This is a genomic window from Serpentinicella alkaliphila (genome assembly GCF_018141405.1).
Lineage (GTDB): Bacteria > Bacillota > Clostridia > Peptostreptococcales > Natronincolaceae > Serpentinicella > Serpentinicella alkaliphila.
Window position 1 is genome coordinate 1,112,072 of sequence record NZ_CP058648.1, and the last position, 21,590, is coordinate 1,133,661.

Sequence of the window (21,590 nt, forward strand, 5' to 3'; positions counted from 1 at the left end):
ATAGACTATATTACATAACTATAAAAGTCAACTGAATAAATATGCATAAATAATTAAAAATTTAACCTAGAGCTACTTTTCTAACCATACTCCTTATGTTAAAATAATGAGTAATTATTCAGCTTAATTTAAGGAGGTTTGTGATGGAACTTCATCAGTTGTTTTATATCCAAAGTCAATTAGACAAAAAAATTGCTGCCAATCATAATTTATATAAACAGGATTTAACTTCATCTAAAATATTGGCGCTTTTAGTTGAGTTAGGAGAGCTAGCAAATGAAACGAGATGTTTTAAGTTTTGGAGCTTAAAAGGTCCTTCTGAAAAGGAAAAGATTATTGAAGAATATGTAGATTGTTTACATTTTATTTTAAGTATTGGGCTTGATAATGGATTTGTATTTACAAATATTGAAGTTACACCGAAAGAAGGTAATTTAGTAGATCATTTTCAGTCTGTATTCTCTAAAACTATACAAATTAAAGAGGATTTAACAGATGAAAAATATTTGGCGTTGTTTACAGATTTTCTGTCCCTGAGTCATTCATTAGGATTTAGTTACGAAGATATTTTCAAATCTTATATGATGAAGAATGAAATTAACCATAAGCGACAAGCAGAGGGGTATTAAAAAATACAGCATTTGTATGCTGTATTTTTTAATATGATAATTTAATTCTTAAGAGGTGAAACCATATCTTTTATAAACTCTTTTATTTCTTCTAAATTACAATTAGATTCTTCAATTTTATTTACTAAGGCAGAGCCAACAATAATTCCATCCACATGGGTTTTTAGTTCATCAATAGTAGCTTTATTGGAGATTCCAAATCCAAGTGCTAAAGGAAGATCAGTATATTGACGTACACTATTTAAAAATGAGCTTAAGTCTTTATTAAAGTCCTTGCGAATTCCAGTTACCCCGAGGGAGGAGACACAATATACAAAGCCTTTACAGTCACTAACTATTTTTTCTATCCTATTATTAGAAGTAGGTGTTACTAAAGGTATGAGTGAGATATCTGTTTCTTTTATTAAACTTAAAAGCTCATCTCTTTCCTCGTAGGGTAGGTCTGGAATAATTAGGCCGTTAACATTTGCTTTTAGGCATTTTTCAATAAACCCAGAGGCTCCACTTGCTAGTATTGTATTAAAATAAACTAATATAACAATTGGAATATTTGTTTTCTTCCGTAGGTTTAATATTGAGTTAAAGACTTGATTTACTTTTGTACTATTTAGTATGGATTTTTGAGCTGCACTTTCTATAACTGGCCCATCAGCTAAGGGATCGGAAAAAGGTATTCCAATTTCTATTATGTCAGCACCTTCGTGCTCTAGAAGTAAAATAAGCTCTTCGGTTTTCTCTAGAGTAGGATGACCCGCAACAATAAAAGGTATAAAAGCTACTTTATTTAAGGACTTTAATTTTTTGAAAGTGTTTTCAATTATATTCATTTTGTTTTCCTCCTCCACTTTTTTATATATTCTCCAAAACTGTATGGACATCCTTATCACCACGGCCTGAAAGGTTAATAACTATAATATGAGATTTATGTTTTGTAGGGGCAAGTTTTAAGGCATATGCTAAGGCATGGGAGCTCTCTAAAGCAGGAATAACTCCTTCTGTTTTTGCCAAAAGGCCAAAGGCATTCAAAGCTTCCTCATCTGTAATAGAGTGGTACTTTACTCTTTTACTATCCCTTAAAAAAGCGTGCTCTGGCCCGATTCCTGGATAATCTAAACCTGCAGATATAGAATGGGCTGGAAGAATATGTCCTTCACTATCTTGAAGTAAATAGGTTTTCATTCCATGGAGTACTCCTATACTACCTTTAGTTAGAGTAGCTGCATGGTGCTCAGTATCTATGCCTAAGCCTGCAGCCTCAACACCAATCATTTCAACTTCAGTATCTTCAAGAAACGGGTAAAATAGACCCATAGCATTACTTCCACCACCTACACAGGCGATGAGGGTATTAGGAAGCCTATTTTCCTTCTCTAAAACCTGTTTTTTTGTCTCTTCTCCTATAATTTTTTGAAAGTTTCTAACCATAAGGGGATATGGATGAGGTCCCACAACAGAGCCAATAATATAAAAGGTATCATCCACTTTAGCAACCCACTCTCTAATGGCTTCATTAGTTGCGTCCTTTAAAGTTCTTGTACCAGAGGTAACTGAAACAACCTTTGCCCCTAATAGTTCCATACGGAATACATTAAGCTTTTGCCTACGTATATCCTCCTCGCCCATAAACACGGTACATTCCATACCAAATAAGGCTGCTGCGGTGGCAGTTGCAACTCCATGCTGGCCTGCTCCAGTCTCTGCTATAACTTTCTTCTTACCCATATATTTAGCTAATAGAATTTGACCAATAACGTTATTTATCTTATGAGCACCCGTATGGTTTAGATCTTCTCTCTTAAGATAGATTTTTGCACCACCTAATTTACGAGTTAATCTCTCTGCATAATAGAGGGAAGTTGGACGGCCAACATACTCTTTTAAATAATATATATATTCTTTTTTAAAGGACTCGGTAGTACTATAGGTTAAATATGCATTTTCTAATTCTTCAAGGGCATTCATTAAAGTTTCAGGTACATACTGTCCCCCAAAGTCACCAAATTTTCTATTTAATATCATTTGCCATCACCCTTCCTATAAATTTATCAATAAGTTGTTGATTTTTTGTATTATCTTTTTCAATTCCGGAGCTTACATCGATTACCTGGGGCTTAACTGTTTTTATAGCTGAACAAACATTATGTTCATTCAAACCACCTGCGAGAATTATATTATGGGTATTTGAAATACCTTTTACTAAATTCCAGTTAAAAGTCTCTCCTGTACCTCCTCTAGAGGTAGGTGAATAGGTATCCAAAAGAAAACCTATGGGTGATTTGTAACTATTTAAGACATTAACAGATTCCATTGATTTTACTGAAATACTTTTCCATAGGGGAGCTATAATGCATCTACAGTAATCTTCAGTCTCATTTCCATGGAGCTGGACTAAATCTAAACCGTATTTATCTACAATATAATTAATAGTCGATATAGATTCATTAACAAAGACCCCAACTGTCTTAATATCCTTTCTGAGACTATCCTTTAAACTAGCGAAGTGATTTGTTGAAATTTGTCTTTTACTTGGGGCAAATACAAAGCCCACATAATCTATAGGAAAATTATTTATAATATTTATTTCTTCTAAAGTACGAATTCCACAAAGCTTAATTTTAGGTACCATATGCCTCAATCAGCTCCTTAGCTTTATCTTTTATATTAGTTGCTTTCATAAAGCCTTCCCCGACTAAAATTGCATCAATATTTGTTTTTCTTAGAACCTGTACATCCTTAGAGTTACTTATACCACTTTCGCTAACAACTAATATGTTATTAGGAATATATTTTCTTAGCTCAAGAGTTCTATTAATATTTAATGAAAAGTCTTTTAAATTACGGTTATTTATACCTATAATTCTGGCCCTTGCATATAGTGCCTTTGCAATTTCATCTCTGTTATGAACTTCAATTATAGTGTCCAGTCCTAGGGAGTAGGCAAGACTATTAAAGTGCCTCAATTTATTCTCATCTAATATTGAAGCAATTAGTAGTATACAACTTGCCCCTAAATATTTAGATTCATATATTTGGTATGGATCAACTATAAACATGAGTTATGCAGTTCGTGTAAATAAATGTAAATAAGACTGATGTATCGTATATTATAATATACTAAAAAATATTTTTGTTTTATATGTCTTGAAATAGCAAAAAAGACTTGACTTTTTAAACCCGCCCCAATAATCAAAGTGAATGGTATTAATAGCCATTACTCTTGATGAATGGGTGATAAATATGACTCTTGGGAAACCGAAATATAGAAATTTACAACAAGGAAATGGGGGCGGAACGCCAGTTTTAAAAGCAATTTGGGATAAATTTGATTTTTCACTTCTGCTTACGCAATCGGGTATTGTAAAACGTAATGGTGTACCCACTTGGCTTATTGCTTTTGCTTATGTGGTAGGACTTATTGCTAATAAAAATTCTGTCTCACGTATTTCTGATTATGCTACTAAGGATAGCTTATTACAACCGATGTTTCGGAATCTTAAAATGGCTCAATATACCTTTAGCCGCTTTTTTACAACTGATTATAATTGGGGTTTATTTAGTTTTAAAAGAGTACAAAGACTACAACAAGAAGAAGAAACTGCATTTACTGAAGGAGATGTTATTGTACTTGATGATACAAAGGTGGCTCATGCCCATGGAAAGAAAATCCCTTTCCTTTGTTGGTTATATGATAGCTCCATTAAAATAAATATCTGGTGTATGAATATAGTTGCTACAACTGTTGTATTAAAGAACGGACTTAAATATCCATTGTTTTGGCGTATTTGGCGTAAGGTAGAAAATAGCGATGAAAAACAGACAAAAATAGATCTTTCAAAAGAAATGCTAATGGATATTCGCCGGATTTACACAGGGGTACTATGGGTTGCCATGGACCGCCGGTTTTTATGCAAAGACTTTTTAATTGGCTCACAGATCATCAATATGATTGGGTTACTAAGGCAAAACGTAATACAGCACTTTATCGAAAAGAAATTGAGAATATTACAGGCCGAGAACGCTTTATCCCTGTAAAGCCTTCAATGCTTATTAAAGAAGTTTTTTTCAAACTTCTTATTAGTGGTCTTAAAAGATAAAGTAAGTGCTATATCCATACCTAATATTTATATCAAGTTACCCTACCGTTTAGTTGGAAAGCAGGGTAAAGTAGTAACTAAGTATCGTTATACGCCTATTTAAAAGCAGTTGTAGCTACAAGACTCAAAGAAGATACTGAAATGATGAAGGATGAATTTGAGAAAAACAAAGAGGTTGCGGCTACATATCGTGGGGCTTACCTTTTGATTAGTAATAGGGTCGATAATCCTGAAGAAGCTTTAGATGCATATATTAAGCGTTGGAGCATTGAGGTTTTTTTTAGAACTGCAAAACAAGAACTGGGGTTGAATTCTTGCCACTCAACGTCGGAAAGTCATCATTACGCCCATATTGAGCTCATTTTTACAGCAGAAACTTTACTTGTCTATGCAAGATGGGAACTCAATAATAAAGGCGCTGAAGAAGGCTTCACCCACGGCGAAATGGTCCGAAACTTTTTCAACGCCACATACCGTATCGTTATAAAAGCACAGCAATGCTTTCAAACTATACAAGTACATTTTGACACAGAAGTTAGGCAATTTGCAAGACTTATTGATAAATTTTGGCCGAAGAATTTATTGTTAGGTTGGTTTACTGTGCAAAATTCCCAGTATATGGAGTCAATTGCATAACTCATGCTATAAAGTCTTTTCTAAGAAGAGGAAGCTGGGTCATAGCTGATATATCTTTTAAATAATTAGGACTTCCCTTAAAGAAGTGTTCTTCGGTTAATACTGAAATACAGTTAACGCTAGTTGAATAGTCCTTAACTATTTGTCTAATATTAAAGTGCTCACTTATAACTCCTTTAGAAGGAGAGGCCTGCTTAACTTCACCAATTATAGATAAGCCATCCTTTGAGATTGATTCATAAAAGCTATTAGGCTGATTAATATTAGATATACTAGCTAATAAAATTGGAAGTGGAAAACGTTGTTTTTGTATTTTAACAGTCTCTTTTTTCTTTTTAACAATCATATCTAAAATCATAATAATAACCTCGTTTCTTCAACATAATCTGTTAATTTCCTATAAGCTGCACCACTATCTAATAAATTAGAGGCTAAAGTAATGCCATCTCTAAAGTTATCAACCTTCCTTCCGATATAAAGGGCCGCAGCGCTATTAAGTAGCAAGATGTCACGCTTTGGGCCTTGTTCCCCTAAAAATATTGATTTTATGATCTTCCCATTTTCTCTTGCATCACCACCATTTAAATCCTCGTGTTTACAAAGAGTGAATCCGTAATCTTTAGGATTTAAATAGTAAGTAAATATTTTATTTTCTCTAAGCTCCGTTATTTTTGTATCAGTAGTTACAGTAATTTCATCGATACCATCCATACCATGCACGACTAATGCATGCTTTGTTCCAAGGTTTTTAAGAACGTGAGCTAAAGGCTCTGTTAGACTTTCTTCAAATACTCCTAGTACTTGGGCTTTCGCAGAGGCTGGATTAGACAAAGGTCCTAAAATGTTAAAAATAGTTCTAAATCCCAGTTCCTTTCGAGTCTCTGCCACATGCTTCATCGCAGAATGGAAATTTGGTGCAAATAGAAATCCTAAATTGTGATTTAAAATACAGTGCTCTACTTGAGTGGGGGATAGATAAATATTCGCTCCTAAGGCTTCTAAAACATCTGCGGATCCACTTTTGCTTGTAACAGAACGATTGCCATGCTTCACAACTGGTATGCCAGCGGATGCAGCTATAAAGGCTACGGCTGTTGAAATATTAAAAGTATTGCTATTATCACCACCTGTACCACAGGTATCAATTGTGTATAGATCATTTAAATCTATTGAAGAGCACTTTTTTCGTAAAACTTTAGCTCCACCGGTGATTTCTTCTATTGTTTCTCCCTTTAGTTTAAGAGCTGTTAAGAAGCTACTTATTAAGGTTGGGCTTACTAATCCGCTCATAATCTCATTTAAAGCTTCAGTCATCTCATACTCTGATAAGCTAATACCATGGACTAATTTATTTATTGAATCTTTAATCATGGAAGCACTCCCCTTTAACAAAGTTTTCAATAATTTTATTGCCACAGTCAGTTGTTATAGACTCAGGATGGAATTGAAGGCCGATTAAAGGGTATTCCTTATGCTGTATTGCCATTAGCTCACCATTAGTGGTAGATGATAATACTTCAAAGGAATCTGGTAATGTATTCTGATCCACCACTAAAGAGTGATATCTCGTAACTGTTAAAGGACTAATAATACCCCTAAAAATACTCTTACCCTTATGAGTAATGTAGCTAGTTTTACCATGATATAATTCCTTAGCATAAGTGATATTTGCCCCAAAGGCTGCTCCAATACACTGATGCCCTAAACAGACTCCAAGAATAGGTATATGTGGTGACAGTTCCTTTATAATCTCAATACAATTACCTGCCTCTTTAGGAGATTTAGGGCCAGGAGAAATAACTATTTTACTTGGGGATAAATTTAAAATATCCCTAGGTTTTAATTTGTCATTTCTAAACACCTTAACTTCATCATATACACCTAAATATTGATATAGATTATAGGTAAAAGAATCATAATTATCTATTAATAGAATCACAGAAATTCCTCCTCTTTAACAAAATTCAATTGCTTTAACTAAGGATTGTATTTTGTTTTTACATTCTTCATATTCATTTTCTGGGATGGAATCAGCAACTATTCCAGCACCAGCCTGTAGAAATACTTTGTTTTCCTTAATAACCATAGTACGTATAGCGATACACATATCTAAGTCACCATCAAAGCTAAAGTATCCAACGGCACCCCCATAGGGCCCTCGTTTTTCCTCTTCAAGTTCTTCTATAATTTCCATAGCACGTATTTTAGGAGCTCCAGAAAGGGTTCCGGCAGGTAAAAAATGAGATAGAATTGAAAAGCTATCTTCCGTTTCCTTTTTAATTCCTTCAACCGTTGAAACAATATGCATAACATGGGAATAATTATGGACATCCATAAAGTTTGTTACTTTAACAGAACCAATTTTAGAAATTCGCCCCATATCATTTCTCGCTAAATCTACTAACATGACGTGTTCTGCCCGCTCTTTATAATCATTCAAAAGTTCTTCTTTTAAATACTCATCCTCTTCCTTTGTTTTTCCTCTTTTTCTAGTACCTGCAATCGGACAAGTGTATACATTGTCACCTCGAACCTCAACTAGCATTTCAGGAGAACTACCAACTAACTGATAATCACCAAAATTAAAGTAAAACAAATAGGGGGATGGATTAATTTCTCTAAGCTGTCTGTATAAGGTAAAGGGCTTTTTATTAGTTTCTACACACCATCTTTGAGAAAGAACTACTTGAAAAATATCACCTTCTTTAATGTAATCTTTGGCTTTGTTTACTTTCTCAATAAACTCGTACTTAAAACTATCTAAATTTTCTATTACATTTAATGTAGGTGTTGTTTTATCTAGAGTAGATGAGGAATTTAATTGGGTAGAAAGCTCTTTCTCAATAGCTTTTAATCTTGAGAGCCCCCTATGCTTACCTAACTCTGAATTTTCCTCTAAAACAACTAGGTGTATTTGACTATGAAAGTGATCGTATACTATGACTTCCTTAACAACCATAAGATGAATATCTGGTAGCTTTAATGTATCCATATTAGTAGTAGGTAATTTTTCATGTTGCTTAACTATGTCATAAGCAATCATACCTACAGCTCCACCAATAAACGGAATATTTGACTTATTTTCGACTAAATAATTACTTAAGTAATTTTTAATTAGGTCTAAGCTATTTCCAGTGAGGTTCACTTCATTGCCTTCATTAAAAATTGATAGTTTTGTTCCACAACCTTTAATAATTGTTTTAGGATACTTGCTTATAAAGGAAAATCTCCCTCTTATAGGGTCCTTGCTTTCTAGAAGAAAGCCTGGGGCTTCCTTTACGTATCGTTCATATAAAGTAATTGGGGTATCCCTATCTCCCGATAGAGTTTTAATATAGGGTATAAGACATTGAGTTGTATCCATTTTAAATTCTCCCTTCACTTAAAAATATAAATAAAAAAGACCATTCCTATCCCATATATGGGACGAAATGGTCGTTAAATCGCGGTGCCACCCAATTTAGCAATTGCTATAGACCTTGGGATTGTCGTAAGAAAATAAAAAGCACTTCATCCCTTTTGGGACGAAATGCTGAATTTCGTTATGCCACCCAATGCTTATAAGCATTTGCTCACTTAATCAGATACAGAGTTTAAAACTCGATATCATACCTCTATAACGTGAGGACACGGCATCGGCTACTATAATTCACCTAGCATCTCATAGATCCATTCCTTCTATACCTTTGTACCGGACCTTTCACCAGACGCCGGCTCGCTAAAACAAATTTATAAAAGTACTACTTCTAATCATCGACTTATATATAATTTAATTTAGTATACAATATAAAAAAGAAGATGTAAATATACTTTTTTAAAAATTCACACTTTTCAGAAATTAACAAATAAAATTTTTAAAAAACATATTGTAAGAGTAGAAAACTTATGCTAAACTGTTCATGTGGCATAAACAAATGTCTATGATATGAAAAAGGATGAGGCCTAATGATAAATAAGGATGGAAATACATATTACATTGTAAATGCAAAGGCGTTACCAGATATATTTATAAAAACCATGGAAGTAAAGGAATTACTTAAAAGGGGAGAGGTTACAACTATACACGATGCGGTTGAGCAGGTGGGTATTAGTAGAGGGGCATACTATAAATATAAGGATTACATTTTTCCTTTTTATGAACTAAGTCAAGGCAAAATTATTACATTCGCATTAATATTAGAGCATGCTTCCGGAATACTATCCGAAGTCCTAAACCAAATTGCAAAGGCTGGAGGGAGTATACTAACTATAAATCAAAACATTCCTGCCCATGGAATAGCAAATGTAACGATTTCTTTAGAAACAAAGAATATGAATATGAATATTGAAGAATTAATTAATTCAATTAAAAAGCTTCAAGGTGTTAAAGAGGTCAATATATTAGGGAAAGAGTAATAACTTTTCCAAATATATTGATTTTTATATATTTTAAATTTGTATAATTAGGAGGAGCATTTAGATGAAGAAGGTAAAAGTAGCATTGTTAGGTTTTGGTACAGTTGGAACTGGTACATGGCAAATTATTAATGATAATAGGGAAGAGATTGTAAAGCATTGTGGCTATGAAATAGAGATTTCTAAAATCCTAGTACAGGATACTACTAAAAAAAGAAATATTGATATTCCTGAAGATGTTCTTACATCAAATTTTGATGATATAGTAAACGACGAGGAAATAGAAATGGTAGTAGAGTTAATGGGAGGCATAGATCAGGCAAAGGAATACATTTTAGAAGCTATAAAACGTAAAAAACATATAGTTACTGCCAATAAGGCCCTTATAGCAAACTTCGGTAAAGAAATAATTGAAGCTGCTGAACAAGAGGATGTGAAGTTCTTTTATGAAGCAAGTGTGTGCGGCGGTATTCCAATTATCCACTCAATAAAGGAAAGCTTAACTGGAAATAAAATTCAGGAAATTATCGGAATTGTAAATGGAACAACAAACTTTATTTTAACTAAAATGACTAAGGAAAAGGCTTCGTTCAAAGATGTTTTAAAGGAAGCTCAGGATTTAGGTTATGCAGAGGCGGACCCTACAGCTGATATAGAAGGATATGATGCGGCTCATAAATTAACTATTTTAGCATCTCTGGCATTTAATACTCCAGTGATCTTTGATGAAGTATATAGAGAAGGTATTTCTAGAATTGATAAAATTGATATTGAGTATGCAGAACAAATGGGATATATAATTAAGCTATTGGCAATTGCAAAGGAAAAAGAAGGGGAGCTAGAGCTAAGAGTTCATCCAACCTTTATCTCTAAATATCATCCATTGGCTTCAGTAAATGATTCTTTTAATGCAGTATTCTTAAAGGGGAATGCTGTAGGGGAGCTAATGTTTTATGGACGTGGGGCAGGAGATTTACCTACAGGAAGTGCAGTAGTTGGGGATATAGTATCTATTTTAAAAAATAGATATAATCCATATAGTCTGACGCAATTTAATAGTAATATGCCAAATAAAAAAGTTAAACATATGGATGATGTAACCTGTGAGTACTATGTGCGGTTAATGGTTGACGATCAACCAGGAGTTTTAGGTAAAATTGCTTCTTGTTTTGGTAAAAATGGAGTAAGTTTATCTTCAGTAATTCAAAAAGGTGAAAATGTTCGTCCAGTAGCCTTAGTGTTTGTTACTCATTACACTACGGAAGGTAATGTTCAAAAGGCAATGGAAGAAATAAGAAGGATGCCAGATGTAATTGAAGTGGCAAATATTATTCGTCTAGAAAATGGAAAAAAATAATTCATTATTAGCAAAGTAGGAAGACCGAGGAGGTTCGATAAGGTGTTTATTAAAGTAACAGTACCAGCAACAACTGCTAATATTGGTCCGGGCTTTGATTGTTTAGGAATTGCTCTTTCTCTGTATAATACTATTGAAGTAAAGGAAATAGAAGAGGGTATAAAAGTAGAGGTAGATGGTATCATTGAAAATGATCTAGAAGTTAATAAGGAAAATTTAGTTTATAAAAGTATGAACAGAATTTTTAAAGAGATAGGATATACACCTAAAGGTATTTATATAAGGCAAGTTAACAACATTCCGTTCTCTAGAGGCTTAGGCAGTAGTGCAGCCTGTATTGTTGGAGGACTATTAGCTGCTAATGAACTAGTAGGAAATCCATATTCCAAAGACCAGATTTTAAAAATGGCTGTGGAGATTGAAGGGCACCCTGATAATGTAGCACCAGCTTTATTTGGTGGGTTTGTTGTTTCTACTAGTAGAAATGAAAGGGTAAGCTATATAAAATCAACTTTAAATGAAAATTTAAAATTTTTAGTTGGAATACCTAAAGAGGGTTTAAGCACTAAAACCTCAAGGGAGGCCTTGCCAAATGAAGTAGTTTTTGAAGATGCAGTATTTAATACAGGAAATGCAGCCTTGTTAGTAGCTGCATTTATGTCTGGTGATTATAGTAAAATAAGTGAAGCTATTAGCGACCGATTACACCAACCCTATAGGTTAAAACTAATGGAATCTTTAGAAAAAATATTTATAGAAGCACATAATGAAAATTTAAAAAGTATATTTTTAAGCGGAGCAGGACCAACAATTATTGCACTTGATTGGAGTGACAATCAAGAAAAGGAAAAATTGTTTGCAGAAGTACTACAAACTGTTGATAAAAATTGGGAAATGTTAAAATTAACCGTAGATAATAAAGGAGCTATTGTAGAATTATAGAAATATATAGAATATATGTATTATAATATATTAGAAATATATAGAATATATGTATTATAATATATAATAATAATATATGAGTATATTTCAAGAGGTGATATTTATGGCAGATATTAGATTAAATAGGTTAGCAAAGCTACTAGTTGAATACTCCGCAGAAGTTAAAAAAGGTGATAAAGTGTATATACAAGCGGAGGATATAGCTATACCCTATATTGTTGAAGTTGCAAAAGAGGCTATTAAAAAAGGCGCAATAGTTGAGACGATTGTAAAAATTCCGGAAGTAACAGAGTGTCTATATAAGTATGGGGATGAAGAACAAATTAGTTCTCCGAGTAAAAGGTTAAAGCAAGTAGTAAATAATGCAGATGTTTATTTAACAGCCTGGGGTACAAAGAATACTAGATCAAATACGAATATAGACTCTAAAAAGATTCAGCAACTTGCCCGAGGGAATAAAGAAACTAGAGAGGAATTCTCAAGGAAAATTGGGACAGGTGAGATTAGATGGTGTGGCACTCAATTTCCAACCCATGGAGATGCTCAAGAGGCAGGTATGAGCCTCGCGGAATATGAGGACTTTGTATATGGGGCTGGATTATTGGATAAGGAAGATCCAATTTCAGAGTGGAAGCGTATAGAAGAAGAGCAGGAAAGATGGATTAAATATTTAGATACAAAACATGAGCTACATATCCGCTCTAAGGATACAGATATAAAGGTTAATATTTCAGGAAGAAAGTGGATAAATTGCTGTGGAAAAGAAAATTTTCCTGATGGTGAAATATTTACATCCCCAGTAGAGGATGGAGTTAACGGCCACATTACTTTTTCATTTCCTGGAATTTATGCAGGTAAAGAAATTGAAAATATATATTTAGAGGTTCAAAATGGAAAAGTTGTGAAGGCTACTGCTTCTAAAGGAGAGGATTTACTTCAAGCACTTTTAGATACGGATGAGGGAGCGAGATTCTTTGGGGAGGTAGCCATTGGAACAAATTATGGAATAAAAAAATTTACTAGAAATATGCTTTTTGATGAAAAAATAGGTGGTACTATACATATGGCCATAGGTGATTCTATGTTAGAGGCTAGAGGCAAAAACCGTTCAGCAATACATTGGGATATGTTATGTGATATGAGAGAGTCAGGAGAAATATATGCTGATGGACAACTGTTTTATAAAGATGGTAGGTTTATAGATAGTGTGCTTTAAGTAAAGGTAGTGGGTTTAATAGGCTCACTACTTTATTTATTTTAAGTTGTTTTGAATGCTTTATAAATGTTAACAATAATAGATAAGATAGGAAAAATATGTTAATATAATAGGGTGGAGATAATAGAGTAAGAGGGGATATTCAGTGATAAAACTAGCAGCATTATTAATTGGGGCATTAATAGCAATAATGATTCAAATGAATGGGACATTAGGAGAATTTACTAACGTATATTTTAGTTCATTTTTTACTCATGGCATTGGTGCTGTAGGCATTCTATTTTTATTAATATTTGTTAAGCAAAATAAAAATAAGGATATTAATTTGTCTAAATACTTTTATATAGGAGGGGCACTTGGAGCAGTAATTATTATTTTAAATAATTTAAGCTTTCAAGCTTTAGGAGTATCAATGACAGTAGCCCTTACACTTTTAGGACAAGTAACAGCTTCTATAGTTATTGATAATTGTGGTCTTCTTAACATGGAAAAGGTAAGCTTCAATAAAAAGAAGGTTGTAGGATTGTTTTTGATTATTATCGGAATCGTTGTAATGATGTTTTTTTAAGGAGTTGAAACCATGATTATATTGTACGGAATGATGGCAGTTTTAGCTGGGGCTATGGTAACGGTTTCATCTGCCTTAAATGCGCAGGTTGGGAGAAGACATGGAATTTATACAGCTGCCCTTATAAATAATTCCTTAGCAACAGTAATAACCGGTGTAATACTTTTGTTTCTATATAATGGGCTAGGAATCCAGGCAAATGTACTTTTAGAAATACCAACATGGGCTTTATTTGGTGGAGTTGCTGCAATTATTATAGTAGTAGGAAGCAATGTCATAATTCCACAGATGCCGATCATATACACATCACTACTAGTATTTATAGGACAATTTTCAATGGGATTAGTGATGGATATTTTAAATGGTAGGAGCTTGTCTGGAGGTAAACTATTTGGTTTTCTTTTAGTTTTAGGTGGGTTATTATATAACTTTTATATAGATAAAACAGGAAATAGATGACATATTTATTATTATAGTCTTAAGGACATATATCATATATAATAAGTTAAAGAAAGTAAAAGAAGCATTTAGCCGTGAAAATATATAAATAAAGGGATGGTTCATATGAAGATTACATGGGATAAACAATATTTAAAATATTCTTTGTATGCAGCACTTACAATTGCTTTGTCCATAATTATTTATCAAGTACTAGATAATGCTGGCCATCTGTTAAATAAAGGTGGGGAATATTTTAGATTTATACGTTCATTACTGAGACCGTTTATTATTGGTGGTTTTGTTGCTTATCTCTTAAATCCAGGAGTTAGATGGTTTGAAAAAAGAGTATATTCAAGAATTGAAAGTTTTAAAAATAGAAACAAATTAATTAGAGTAATTAGTATTCTAACAATTTACTTTATTTTTATCGGATTTATAACAATTATATCTTTAAAAGTAGCACCTCAAATTGCGCAAAACATTAGAGACATCTCTAGGCGCGTCCCAGAATATTTTAATTATACAAGTAACTTAATTACCCAGTGGATTAATGAACTTCAAGCTGAGAGTATATACAACTTTAGCCAACATGTAGAAAGAAATATTAGAGAAATATTTAATAAAACCAGTGAGATATTAGATTATGTCTTAAATAATGTTGTAATAAGTATAATGTCTATTACATCTGGAATTCTGAATTTTATATTGGCATTGATAATAGCATTTTATATGTTGATGGATAAGGAATCTTTTAAAGAGGGCGTTGAAAAATTATTAAGTGTAGTGATGTTGGACGAAAACGTAAAAAAGATTAAGGATTTTGGTAGAGAAGCAGATGAACTATTTGGAAAATTTATTGTTGGAAAGTCTATAGATTCATTTATTATAGGGTGTATGTGTTTAGTTGGATTAAGCTTAATGAATATAAGGTATGCTTTACTACTGGCAGTTATGGTTGGTATAACTAATATGATTCCATACTTTGGACCATTTATCGGAGGAGTGCCAGCTGTATTAGTAACTTTCTTCGACAGTCCAGTAAAGGCCCTATGGGTAATGCTATTTATTTTAGCACTGCAGCAATTCGATGGTTTGTTTTTAGGACCAAAGATATTAGGGGATAGTGTGGGATTAAGTCCATTTTGGATTATTTTTTCAATAGTTGTTGGTGGTGGAATCGCTGGAGTACTGGGTATGTTTTTAGGAGTACCTATGTTTGCAATAATAAGGTTATTAACTATTAGAATAATTGACAAGCAGTTAGATAAGAAAAAGAATAGAACAAAAAGGGAGTTAACCTAAAGGAAAGGTTTGTCCAATATATTTACACTGTAAATTTTTTATACACATCATTGCAAAGTAATTGTAATGATGGATTAGTTTGACGTAAAACTAAATTTCCGTTATTATAGTTTATAAGCCAGTTATTTAATAGTATTTGTCACTTAAGGATAGAGGAAAATAAGTGGCACATAACTTGCATATAAAATAATGGAGAGATTATGTTTTTAAATATCGAACTTAAACTTAATATTTAAAGTATATAAAAAATTGAAAGGTGGATGAATAATATGAGAGAAGTAGTTATTGTTAGTGCTGTTAGAACACCTGTTGGAAGTTTTAATGGAGCTTTAGCAGGAGTTTCAGCAGGAGAGCTAGGGGCTATAGCTATTAAAGAAGCTCTTATAAGAGCTGGAATTACAGGAGAACAAGTAGATGAAGTATATATGGGATGTATTCTTCAAGCTGGTTTAGGCCAAGGTGTAGCTAGACAAGCTTCTATCGGTGCAGGAATTCCTGTTGAAGTACCTGCTACATCAGTTAACATTCTTTGTGGATCAGGTCTAAGAACAGTTGGTATGGCTGCTCAAACTATTATTGCTGGGGATAACGATATAGTTGTTGCTGGTGGAACAGAAAGTATGAGTAACTCTCCATATCTTTTACCTAAAGCAAGATGGGGAATGAGAATGGGTCATGAAAAGGTAATTGATTCAATGATTATGGATGGATTAACTGATGCATTCCACAACTACCATATGGGTATCACTGCTGAAAATGTAGCTGAAAAATATGGAATTACAAGAGAAGAGCAAGATCAATTTGCTTTAGGAAGTCAAAATAAAGCAGAAGCAGCTCAAAGAGCTGGATTATTCGATAAAGAAATCGTACCTGTTACTATTCAAACTAGAAAAGGTGAAATAGTAGTTGATAAGGATGAATACATTAAATATGGTACTACTTTAGAAGGATTACAAAAACAAAAACCTGCATTCAAAAAAGATGGTACAGTAACTGCTGGTAATGCTTCTGGTATTAATGATGGAGCTGCAGCAATCGTTGTTATGAGTGCTGATAAAGCAAAGGAATTAGGACTTAAACCAATAGCTAAAATTGTTGCTTTTGCTAATGCTGGGGTAGATCCATCTATCATGGGTATTGGACCAATCCCTGCGACTCAAAAAGCTTTAGCTAGAGCTGGTTGGACTGTAGAAGATTTAGAGTTAATCGAGTCTAACGAAGCATTTGCTGCTCAATCATTAGCAGTAGTTAAAGGATTAAATCTAGATGCGACCAAAGTAAACGTTAAGGGTGGAGCTATTGCAATTGGACATCCAATCGGAGCAAGTGGAGCTAGAATTCTAGTAACATTACTTCATGCTATGGAAGAAAGAGATGCTAAAAAAGGTTTAGCTACTCTTTGCATCGGTGGCGGAATGGGAACATCTTTATTAGTTGAAAGATTATAATTAACTATATTAACTATATAAAAAGTGCCTATACATTTTAAAATGTATAGGACTTTTTGTTTTTTGCTATTAATTTAGGTAATACTATTTTTAAAAAGCAAACGAGGTTTTAATATGAATGACTATTTAACTATTTTGCTCAGAATATTTACTATATTGCCTTTACTATTAATTTTAACTATATATATAATGGGAAAAAGGTCCATAGGAGAGTTACCGGTTTTTGATTTTCTAATCATAATTATTCTTGGCTCTGTGGTAGGTGCAGATATTGCAGATCCTAACATTAATCATATGCCAACTGCTTTTGCTGTCGCAGTACTTGCAATATTTCAATTTATAATGAGTACCCTAATAATTAAGAAGCGTTGGTTTGGTAGGTTGGCATCCTTTGAGCCTACTTTAATAATTCAAGATGGGATTTTTTTAGTAAATAACATGAGAAGAATAAAATACAGTATAGACGAAGTATTAATGATGCTTAGGGAGAAGGATGTATTTGATTTTTCTATAGTACAATTTGGCATAATTGAATCTAATGGTAAGATAACGGTTTTAAAAAAACCAGAGGAAGTTCCATTGAAGCCATCGCATATGAATATACCAGGTAAATCAGAGGATTTACCAATTGTAATTGTGTTAGAGGGTAAGGTAGATAAAAACTCTATTAAATTAAATAATCTAACAGAAGAATGGGCTAAAGAAACGCTTAGGAGTAATGGCTATAACAATATAAAGGATATATTTATTGCTTCTTATACAAAGGAGAAAGGATTAGTTGTATCAACATATAATCAGAACCAAAATATTAGAACCATAGGGCACTAATAGGTTGAAGCGAAATACATATTTTAATAATAAAAAGCAGACAATTTAATAAGCACCGGAATGTGCAATAATGAAAATAAGAGGTGAATTGGTGTGAGAGAAGTAGTAATAGTTAGTGCAGCAAGAACGCCTATAGGTAGCTTTGGTGGAGTATTTAAGGATGTAAGTGCAGCAGAATTAGGATCCGTTGCTATAAAGGCAGCTATCGAGAGAGCAAATATTAAGCCTGAGGATGTTGAAGAGGTATTCATGGGCTGTATAATTCAGGCTGGAAAAAAACAAAATGTGGCAAGACAGGCAGCTGCTAAGGCAGGAATCCCTTTTGAAACACCTTCCACGACTATAAATAAGCTTTGTGGATCTGGATTAAGAACCGTTTCCTTAGGGGCTCAAGCCATCCTTGCAGGAGATAATGATATTGTTGTGGCTGGGGGTACAGAAAGTATGTCGACAGCTCCGTATGTTATTGATGATATGAGATGGGGGGCTAAAATGGGTCATGGGCAAGTATATGATACTTTACTTAAAGACGCATTAACCTGTGCTTTTTATGACTATCATATGGGAGTTACTGCAGAAAACCTTGTTGAAAAATATAATATTTCTAAAGAGGAACAGGATAAATTTGCACAGGGAAGTCAAAATAAGGCTGAGTATGCACAAAAAAATGGACTTTTTGATAAGGAAATCATACCTGTTACAGTTAAAACTAGAAAAGGAGATATGGTAGTAGATAAAGATGAATACATTAAACACGGAGTGACTCTAGAATCTTTATTAAAATTAAAGCCTGTATTTAAAAAGGAAGGTACTGTTACTCCAGGTAATGCATCTGGTATTAACGATGGGGCTGCTGCGGTTGTTCTAATGAGTGCTGAAAAAGCAAAAGAGCTTGGCATTAAGCCACTGGCTAAAATAGTTGCATATGCCTCTGGCGGAGTAGATCCTTCGGTTATGGGATATGGGCCAGTACCTGCAACTGAAAAGGTATTCAAAAAGTCAGGGTGGAAAGTTGAAGACTTAGATTTAATTGAAGCTAACGAGGCTTTTGCAGCACAGGCTTTAGCTGTGGCAAAGGGTTTAAACTTCAATATGGATATAGTAAATGTTCATGGTGGTGCAATAGCTCTAGGACATCCAGTTGGAGCAAGTGGTGCAAGAATATTAGTAACTTTATTATACGCAATGGAGCATAGAAATGCTAAAAAAGGATTAGCAACTCTATGTATCGGCGGTGGTATGGGAGTTTCAGTATTAGTTGAAAGATTATAAGGATTGTAGTTAAAGTCTACCAATGTGTAGGCTTTATTACTTTTTTGCCAATAGTTCTCTGAATTGTTTTGTTTAAATGGACAGAAAATAAAGTAGGAAGGAGAAGATTTTAATGAAATTATGGATACCAGATAGAGTATATTTTGAACCAACAGCAAGGGATTCGGAAGTGGGAAAAAGGGTATTACAATTCTGTAAAGAAAATAGCATTCCTATCCTTCAAACTACATCCCATAACCAAGTGAGAGATTTACCAGGTAAGGATGAAAAGGCAAAATATGCAGCAGCTAAAAAAACTTTGATAGTTGGAACTAAAAGAAGTCTAAAGTTAGAAGTATGTAAACCCTCGGCCCACTATCAATTTTCTCTAATGACAAACTGTCCTGGAAGCTGTGAATACTGTTACTTGTTTTCAACACAGGGACAGAAACCATATGTACGCATATATGTAAATTTAGATGACATGTTTGATACTATAGAAAACTATATTGAAAAAAGACTTCCTAATGCCACAATGTTTGAGGCTGCTAGTACAGGGGATCCATTGGCTGTGGAGCATATAACTGGTACTTTAAAGGATACAATAGAGCATTTTGGTTCCCTACAAAAAGGCCGCCTTAGAGTAGTAACTAAATACTCAAATGTAGATAATATATTAAAGGCAAATCACAAGGGACATACAAGATTTAGATTTAGCATTAATACAAATTATATTAATAGTAATTTTGAGCATAATGTTGCCCCGTTAGAGGAGCGGTTTAAAGCGGCAGATGACATTTCTAGAGCAGGTTATCCCTTAGGCTTTATTATTGCGCCGATAATGATGCATGATAACTGGAAAGAGGAGTATAAAAACTTATTTGAACAATTATATGAAAGTATACCCCATAAAAGAAATGGACTGATAACATTCGAATTAATTCAACATAGATTCACTATGAGTGCAAAAAATGTTATTGAACAAAGATTTCCTAATACAAAATTAGAAATGAATCCTGAAAATAGAGCCAAGAAATGGGGTAAATATGGAAAGACTAAATATATTTATAAAAAAGAAGAAGCTAATGAAATTAAAGAATATATTGAGAAACTAATTAAAAAACACTTTGTCAATTCACATATTCAATATTTTACCTAATTATAACCTTCACTTAAAATTGATTTAATAATTGTATTTTAAAATTAAAATAAAGTAAAGATGTTGAGGTGTAGCTATGTCAAATAAAAAAATAATTATAATGACTGCTTCAGTAGGTCACGGACACAATAAAGTTGCTTTAGCTACCAAAGAAAGCTTGCTTAAAGAGAATAAAAATCTAGATATAAAAGTTGTAGACTTTGTTAAAGTAATCGAAAGCTTATTTGATCAGCTTATTTTAAATGCATACTTTAAAATAATTGATACTTTCCCTAGCTGGTATCATTATATTTATTCTATTACATCAAAAATGAGTAAGGATGGGAAAGTTAAAGATCTATTTGCCCATCGCTATAAGAAGAAAATTCTGAATATAATAGAGGATTTTAAACCTGATGCAATCATTTTTACTAATCCATTTATTCTAACAATTGTAGGATATTTAAAAAAGATAGGAAAAATAAATATTTATACAGCGGCGATAATTACAGACTATTCTGCCCATAATATTTGGTTAAACCCCTATATTAATAAATACTTTGTAGCTTCCAAAGAGTTAAGAAAAGAGTTAATTAATAAAGGTATATTTGAAGAAAAAATTATTGTTTCTGGGATTCCAATTCATAAAAAATTTTATGATGAGTGCAATATAGACCAAATAATTAGTAAATTAGATATAGAGAAAAAGCTACCTACTTTACTAGTAATGGGTGGAGGATTGGGTGTTGGAGCTATTGAAGAGGTATTAGATAATATTAACCTTATAAAAGAGTCTCTACAAATAATAGTTGTCACAGGAACAAATAAGGCTTTAAAGGAGAAACTAGAAAATAAATTAGATAAATATAGACATAAAATAAGAGTCTTAGGGTTTGTTGATAATATACATGAGCTTATGCATTGTTCGGATTTGCTTATTTCTAAGTCTGGTGGAGTAACTGTAACTGAAGCAATAACAAAAAAACTACCAATGCTAATTGTAGATCCTATTCCAGGGCAAGAACTAGAAAATGCAGATTATCTAACTAAGGCAGGCTTAGGCATTCTTATAAATGATATAAGAGAGGTAAGAGACAAAGTACAAGAGCTTCTGTTTGAAAATAACACTGTATATAAAGAAATCAAATCTAAATTAAATGATATTAACATTATTAATTCAAATGAAATTATAGCTAAAACCATATTAAATGATACGAAAACCTATAAAAGAACATCCGTCATCTAAGGATGTTCTTTTATTTAACAAAAACTTAACATTCCATTAATATTGGGATAATTTTGGTCAAATATAGTAATTGTGTATATTCATTTACATAATTAGGGG

General features: G+C 33.0%; 23 protein-coding genes and 1 other annotated feature. Of the genes, 15 read left to right on the forward strand and 8 right to left on the reverse strand.

The features are described from left to right. The first annotated feature begins 143 nt into the window (after nucleotides 1-143). Entirely contained in the window at nucleotides 144-629 is a 486-nt protein-coding gene (locus HZR23_RS05625; protein WP_132847455.1) for a dUTP diphosphatase, read from the forward strand. A gap of 41 nt (nucleotides 630-670) precedes the next feature. Here the strand turns inward: HZR23_RS05625 and trpA are convergent, their stop codons facing one another. Genes trpA through HZR23_RS05645 form a run of 4 tightly spaced genes read right to left on the reverse strand, consistent with a single transcriptional unit; the run spans nucleotide 671 to nucleotide 3,682 of the window. Continuing rightward, nucleotides 671-1,456 carry a tryptophan synthase subunit alpha gene (gene trpA / locus HZR23_RS05630; protein WP_165913607.1) on the reverse strand — a complete coding sequence of 262 codons (786 nt, stop codon included), beginning with the start codon at nucleotides 1,454-1,456 and terminating at the stop codon, nucleotides 671-673. A gap of 22 nt (nucleotides 1,457-1,478) precedes the next feature. Further along, a complete protein-coding gene (gene trpB, locus HZR23_RS05635) occupies nucleotides 1,479-2,648 on the reverse strand; it encodes a tryptophan synthase subunit beta (protein ID WP_132847457.1) in 1,170 nt (389 codons plus the stop codon). Continuing rightward, nucleotides 2,635-3,255 carry a phosphoribosylanthranilate isomerase gene (locus tag HZR23_RS05640; RefSeq protein ID WP_132847458.1) on the reverse strand — a complete coding sequence of 207 codons (621 nt, stop codon included), beginning with the start codon at nucleotides 3,253-3,255 and terminating at the stop codon, nucleotides 2,635-2,637. The genes trpB and HZR23_RS05640 overlap by 14 nt, the downstream gene beginning before the upstream one ends. Next, a complete protein-coding gene (locus HZR23_RS05645; protein WP_132847459.1) occupies nucleotides 3,245-3,682 on the reverse strand; it encodes an indole-3-glycerol phosphate synthase TrpC in 438 nt (145 codons plus the stop codon). The genes HZR23_RS05640 and HZR23_RS05645 overlap by 11 nt, the downstream gene beginning before the upstream one ends. A 142-nt stretch (nucleotides 3,683-3,824) precedes the next feature. Here HZR23_RS05645 and HZR23_RS16915 point away from each other — a divergent pair, with 142 nt between their 5' ends. Both HZR23_RS16915 and HZR23_RS16920 read left to right on the forward strand, forming a co-directional pair. Continuing rightward, complete coding sequence (locus HZR23_RS16915) at nucleotides 3,825-4,661, forward strand: hypothetical protein (protein WP_213050336.1); 837 nt, start codon at nucleotides 3,825-3,827, stop codon at nucleotides 4,659-4,661. A gap of 203 nt (nucleotides 4,662-4,864) precedes the next feature. After that, nucleotides 4,865-5,359, forward strand: a complete 495-nt coding sequence (locus HZR23_RS16920) for a transposase (protein WP_249536750.1) — start codon at nucleotides 4,865-4,867, stop codon at nucleotides 5,357-5,359. 1 nt (nucleotide 5,360) lies between these two features. Here HZR23_RS16920 and HZR23_RS05655 read toward each other — a convergent pair whose 3' ends face one another. Genes HZR23_RS05655 through trpE form a run of 4 tightly spaced genes read right to left on the reverse strand, consistent with a single transcriptional unit; the run spans nucleotide 5,361 to nucleotide 8,723 of the window. Then, nucleotides 5,361-5,717 (reverse strand): beta/alpha barrel domain-containing protein, encoded by a 357-nt coding sequence (locus HZR23_RS05655; RefSeq protein WP_132848468.1) that lies wholly within the window; start codon nucleotides 5,715-5,717, stop codon nucleotides 5,361-5,363. After that, nucleotides 5,714-6,730, reverse strand: a complete 1,017-nt coding sequence (trpD, locus tag HZR23_RS05660) for an anthranilate phosphoribosyltransferase (RefSeq protein WP_132848467.1) — start codon at nucleotides 6,728-6,730, stop codon at nucleotides 5,714-5,716. Before trpD ends, HZR23_RS05655 begins: the two co-directional genes overlap by 4 nt. Beyond that, on the reverse strand, nucleotides 6,723-7,298 hold the full coding sequence (locus tag HZR23_RS05665) for an anthranilate synthase component II (RefSeq protein WP_132848466.1): 576 nt from the start codon (nucleotides 7,296-7,298) through the stop codon (nucleotides 6,723-6,725). The genes trpD and HZR23_RS05665 overlap by 8 nt, the downstream gene beginning before the upstream one ends. A 15-nt stretch (nucleotides 7,299-7,313) precedes the next feature. Next, the gene (gene trpE / locus HZR23_RS05670; protein ID WP_132848465.1) at nucleotides 7,314-8,723 is read right to left on the reverse strand and encodes an anthranilate synthase component I; all 1,410 of its coding nucleotides are present in this window, start codon (nucleotides 8,721-8,723) and stop codon (nucleotides 7,314-7,316) included. Between the two features lie 55 nt (nucleotides 8,724-8,778). Continuing rightward, nucleotides 8,779-9,122 (reverse strand) — a binding site (T-box leader). 182 nt (nucleotides 9,123-9,304) lie between these two features. Here trpE and HZR23_RS05675 point away from each other — a divergent pair. The 12 genes from HZR23_RS05675 to HZR23_RS05730 all read left to right on the forward strand — a co-directional run bounded on the left by HZR23_RS05675 (nucleotide 9,305) and on the right by HZR23_RS05730 (nucleotide 21,491). Further along, nucleotides 9,305-9,754: an ACT domain-containing protein gene (locus HZR23_RS05675; protein WP_132848464.1), complete on the forward strand. Its 450-nt coding sequence runs from the start codon at nucleotides 9,305-9,307 to the stop codon at nucleotides 9,752-9,754. Between the two features lie 64 nt (nucleotides 9,755-9,818). Next, on the forward strand, nucleotides 9,819-11,111 hold the full coding sequence (locus HZR23_RS05680; protein WP_132848463.1) for a homoserine dehydrogenase: 1,293 nt from the start codon (nucleotides 9,819-9,821) through the stop codon (nucleotides 11,109-11,111). A 42-nt stretch (nucleotides 11,112-11,153) separates the two neighbouring features. Beyond that, the gene (gene thrB, locus HZR23_RS05685) at nucleotides 11,154-12,053 is read left to right on the forward strand and encodes a homoserine kinase (protein ID WP_243098221.1); all 900 of its coding nucleotides are present in this window, start codon (nucleotides 11,154-11,156) and stop codon (nucleotides 12,051-12,053) included. 103 nt (nucleotides 12,054-12,156) lie between these two features. Next, entirely contained in the window at nucleotides 12,157-13,269 is a 1,113-nt protein-coding gene (locus HZR23_RS05690; RefSeq protein ID WP_132848462.1) for an aminopeptidase, read from the forward strand. 145 nt (nucleotides 13,270-13,414) lie between these two features. Beyond that, a complete protein-coding gene (locus HZR23_RS05695; protein ID WP_132848461.1) occupies nucleotides 13,415-13,837 on the forward strand; it encodes a DMT family transporter in 423 nt (140 codons plus the stop codon). A gap of 12 nt (nucleotides 13,838-13,849) precedes the next feature. Further along, nucleotides 13,850-14,296 carry a DMT family transporter gene (locus HZR23_RS05700; protein ID WP_132848460.1) on the forward strand — a complete coding sequence of 149 codons (447 nt, stop codon included), beginning with the start codon at nucleotides 13,850-13,852 and terminating at the stop codon, nucleotides 14,294-14,296. A gap of 105 nt (nucleotides 14,297-14,401) precedes the next feature. Then, nucleotides 14,402-15,580 carry an AI-2E family transporter gene (locus tag HZR23_RS05705; protein WP_132848459.1) on the forward strand — a complete coding sequence of 393 codons (1,179 nt, stop codon included), beginning with the start codon at nucleotides 14,402-14,404 and terminating at the stop codon, nucleotides 15,578-15,580. 269 nt (nucleotides 15,581-15,849) lie between these two features. Further along, a complete protein-coding gene (locus HZR23_RS05710; RefSeq protein ID WP_132848458.1) occupies nucleotides 15,850-17,028 on the forward strand; it encodes an acetyl-CoA C-acetyltransferase in 1,179 nt (392 codons plus the stop codon). 114 nt (nucleotides 17,029-17,142) lie between these two features. Further along, on the forward strand, nucleotides 17,143-17,856 hold the full coding sequence (locus HZR23_RS05715) for a DUF421 domain-containing protein (RefSeq protein ID WP_132848457.1): 714 nt from the start codon (nucleotides 17,143-17,145) through the stop codon (nucleotides 17,854-17,856). A gap of 93 nt (nucleotides 17,857-17,949) precedes the next feature. Then, complete coding sequence (locus HZR23_RS05720) at nucleotides 17,950-19,128, forward strand: acetyl-CoA C-acetyltransferase (RefSeq protein WP_132848456.1); 1,179 nt, start codon at nucleotides 17,950-17,952, stop codon at nucleotides 19,126-19,128. Between the two features lie 112 nt (nucleotides 19,129-19,240). Next, on the forward strand, nucleotides 19,241-20,266 hold the full coding sequence (splB, locus tag HZR23_RS05725; RefSeq protein WP_132848455.1) for a spore photoproduct lyase: 1,026 nt from the start codon (nucleotides 19,241-19,243) through the stop codon (nucleotides 20,264-20,266). A gap of 76 nt (nucleotides 20,267-20,342) precedes the next feature. Continuing rightward, nucleotides 20,343-21,491 (forward strand): MGDG synthase family glycosyltransferase, encoded by a 1,149-nt coding sequence (locus HZR23_RS05730; RefSeq protein WP_132848454.1) that lies wholly within the window; start codon nucleotides 20,343-20,345, stop codon nucleotides 21,489-21,491. The last annotated feature ends 99 nt before the right edge of the window (nucleotides 21,492-21,590 follow it).

What these genes read in the sequence shown, in the direction of transcription:
- HZR23_RS05700 (WP_132848460.1), top strand. Translation starts at nt 13,850, where the DNA reads ATGATTATATTGTACGGAATGATGGCAGTTTTAGCTGGGGCTATGGTA.
- HZR23_RS05710 (WP_132848458.1), top strand. Translation starts at nt 15,850, where the DNA reads ATGAGAGAAGTAGTTATTGTTAGTGCTGTTAGAACACCTGTTGGAAGT.
- trpB (WP_132847457.1), bottom strand. Translation starts at nt 2,648, where the DNA reads ATGATATTAAATAGAAAATTTGGTGACTTTGGGGGACAGTATGTACCT.
- HZR23_RS05640 (WP_132847458.1), bottom strand. Translation starts at nt 3,255, where the DNA reads ATGGTACCTAAAATTAAGCTTTGTGGAATTCGTACTTTAGAAGAAATA.
- HZR23_RS05625 (WP_132847455.1), top strand. Translation starts at nt 144, where the DNA reads ATGGAACTTCATCAGTTGTTTTATATCCAAAGTCAATTAGACAAAAAA.
- trpD (WP_132848467.1), bottom strand. Translation starts at nt 6,730, where the DNA reads ATGATTAAAGATTCAATAAATAAATTAGTCCATGGTATTAGCTTATCA.
- HZR23_RS05715 (WP_132848457.1), top strand. Translation starts at nt 17,143, where the DNA reads ATGAATGACTATTTAACTATTTTGCTCAGAATATTTACTATATTGCCT.
- splB (WP_132848455.1), top strand. Translation starts at nt 19,241, where the DNA reads ATGAAATTATGGATACCAGATAGAGTATATTTTGAACCAACAGCAAGG.
- HZR23_RS05690 (WP_132848462.1), top strand. Translation starts at nt 12,157, where the DNA reads ATGGCAGATATTAGATTAAATAGGTTAGCAAAGCTACTAGTTGAATAC.
- trpA (WP_165913607.1), bottom strand. Translation starts at nt 1,456, where the DNA reads ATGAATATAATTGAAAACACTTTCAAAAAATTAAAGTCCTTAAATAAA.
- HZR23_RS05730 (WP_132848454.1), top strand. Translation starts at nt 20,343, where the DNA reads ATGTCAAATAAAAAAATAATTATAATGACTGCTTCAGTAGGTCACGGA.
- HZR23_RS05705 (WP_132848459.1), top strand. Translation starts at nt 14,402, where the DNA reads ATGAAGATTACATGGGATAAACAATATTTAAAATATTCTTTGTATGCA.
- HZR23_RS05680 (WP_132848463.1), top strand. Translation starts at nt 9,819, where the DNA reads ATGAAGAAGGTAAAAGTAGCATTGTTAGGTTTTGGTACAGTTGGAACT.
- HZR23_RS05655 (WP_132848468.1), bottom strand. Translation starts at nt 5,717, where the DNA reads ATGATTTTAGATATGATTGTTAAAAAGAAAAAAGAGACTGTTAAAATA.
- HZR23_RS16920 (WP_249536750.1), top strand. Translation starts at nt 4,865, where the DNA reads ATGATGAAGGATGAATTTGAGAAAAACAAAGAGGTTGCGGCTACATAT.
- HZR23_RS16915 (WP_213050336.1), top strand. Translation starts at nt 3,825, where the DNA reads ATGGTATTAATAGCCATTACTCTTGATGAATGGGTGATAAATATGACT.
- HZR23_RS05675 (WP_132848464.1), top strand. Translation starts at nt 9,305, where the DNA reads ATGATAAATAAGGATGGAAATACATATTACATTGTAAATGCAAAGGCG.
- trpE (WP_132848465.1), bottom strand. Translation starts at nt 8,723, where the DNA reads ATGGATACAACTCAATGTCTTATACCCTATATTAAAACTCTATCGGGA.
- HZR23_RS05645 (WP_132847459.1), bottom strand. Translation starts at nt 3,682, where the DNA reads ATGTTTATAGTTGATCCATACCAAATATATGAATCTAAATATTTAGGG.